The sequence below is a fragment of the Aeromicrobium sp. PFPM2_SD2 genome (genome assembly GCF_057364525.1).
The window spans coordinates 1-1,705 of record NZ_JBNFNZ010000497.1 but is presented as its reverse complement, the minus strand read 5'-3'; the positions used below and the strand labels follow the sequence as shown (position 1 = coordinate 1,705).

General features: G+C 76.5%; 2 protein-coding genes and 2 pseudogenes. 3 read left to right on the top strand and 1 reads right to left on the bottom strand.

Going from position 1 to position 1,705, the window contains the following annotated elements:
- The 3 genes and pseudogenes from AC2W7G_RS15540 to AC2W7G_RS15530 form a co-directional block, all read left to right on the top strand.
- Positions 1 to 487, top strand: a 487-nt coding sequence (locus AC2W7G_RS15540; protein ID WP_485869233.1) for a DNA-processing protein DprA, incomplete at its 5' end; no start/stop codon positions are given.
- Positions 378 to 689, top strand: a pseudogene (locus AC2W7G_RS15535) (site-specific integrase); the annotation flags it as partial. The gene AC2W7G_RS15540 and the pseudogene AC2W7G_RS15535, both read left to right, overlap by 110 nt.
- Positions 690 to 912: 223 nt before the next feature.
- Positions 913 to 1,457, top strand: a pseudogene (locus AC2W7G_RS15530) (tyrosine-type recombinase/integrase).
- A 3-nt stretch (positions 1,458 to 1,460) separates the two neighbouring features.
- Here the strand turns inward: AC2W7G_RS15530 and AC2W7G_RS15525 are convergent.
- On the bottom strand, positions 1,461 to 1,705 hold a 245-nt coding region (locus AC2W7G_RS15525; RefSeq protein WP_485869232.1), incomplete at its 5' end, for a M23 family metallopeptidase.

Here is a 1,705-nt window from a genome sequence, read left to right as displayed (position 1 = left end):
CTTCCTGTCCCGCAACCGGCTCATCGCCGCCCTGGGCCGCCGGCACGCTCGTCGTCGAGGCCGCGGCCGCAGCGGCTCGCTCAACACGCTGCACTGGGCCGACCGGCTCGGCCGCACGACCATGGGCACGCCGGGGCCGGTCTCCTCGCAGATGTCCGAGGGCGTGCACCTGGCGCTGCGAGCGGGCGAGGCCGAGCTCGTCACCGGTCCGGCCGACGTGCTGGAGTCGCTGGGTGGCATCGGCGCCGAGCCGGCCCCGGAGGCGGTCCGTCCGACGACTGACTACGACCGGCTCGACCCCGGCACGGCCCGCACGCTCGACGGGCTCAGCTGGACCGAGCCGCTCACCGTCCCCCCAGGTCGCGACGCGGGTCGGGGTGTCGGGCGCCGAGGCGCACGAGCACCTGGGGCCGCCTCGCCGAGCGCCGGGTACGCCCAGCGGCTGGGCGACGTCTGGACGCTGGTGCGGCGGGCCGACCTGGCCTGACCGGCGCGTCGGCACCGGTCCCCGCCTCCCGGACGGCGACACTGGCCCGGTGGACGAGCCGCGCGACGCCTGGGACGAGGTGCTGGACGTCTACGCCCACCACCTGCGCCACGAGCGGGGCCTGTCCGAGCACTCCGTGCGCGCCTACGTGACCGACCTGCAGGCCCTGGCCGAGCACGCGCGGCTGCTGCACGTGGACGACCCGGCCGACCTCACGCTGCGCACCCTGCGCAGCCACCTGGCCAACCAGCAGACCCGCGGCAAGGCCCCGCACGACGCTGGCGCGTCGCGCCACCTCCGCCCGGGTCTTCACCGCCTGGCTCGTCCGCACCGGCCGGGCCGATCAGGACGCCGGAGCGCTGCTGGCCAGTCCGCGGCCGCACCGTCCGCTGCCGCCGACGCTGCGCCGCGACGAGGTCGAGACGATGCTCGAACGGGTCACCGAGGGGCTCGCCGACGAGGGCCCGGTCGGGCTGCGCGACCTCGCGCTGCTGGAGCTGCTCTACGCCACGGGCATCCGGGTCGCCGAGCTCGCCGGCCTCGACGTGGACGACGTCGACCGCGAGCGCCACGTCGTGCGGGTGCTCGGCAAGGGAGCAAGGAACGAGTGGTGCCGTTCGGCGGACCCGCGGCCGACGCCCTGGACGACTGGGTCCGCCGGGGCCGCCCCGCGTTGGCCACGACCGCGTCCGGCGCCGCGCTGTTCCTGGGGGCCCGCGGTGGGCGGATCGACGTGCGTGCCGTCCGTCGTGTCGTGCACGAGCGCCTGCGGCTCGTGGAGGACGCGCCCGACCTCGGCCCGCACGGGCTGCGGCACAGCGCCGCCACCCACCTGCTGGAGGGCGGCGCGGACCTGCGCAGCGTGCAGGAGATGCTCGGCCACTCGTCCATGGCCACGACCCAGATCTACACGCACGTCAGCACCGAGCGGCTTCGCCAGGCCTACCGGCAGGCGCACCCGCGCGCGTAGGGCTCAGCCGAGCGGGTCGGTGGGGCGTCCGCCGACCAGCAGCATGAGGTGCAGGTGGCAGCCGGTCGACGACCCGGTCGAGCCCACCCGGCCCACGACGTCACCAGCGGCGACACGCTGCCCGGGAGCCACGTCCACGACCGACAGGTGGGCGTACCCGGTGACGGCGTCGCCGTGGTCGAGGTCGACGCGGTTGCCGTAGGCGCCGGCGAACGACGCGGCCGACACGGTGCCCGCGGCCGCGGCCC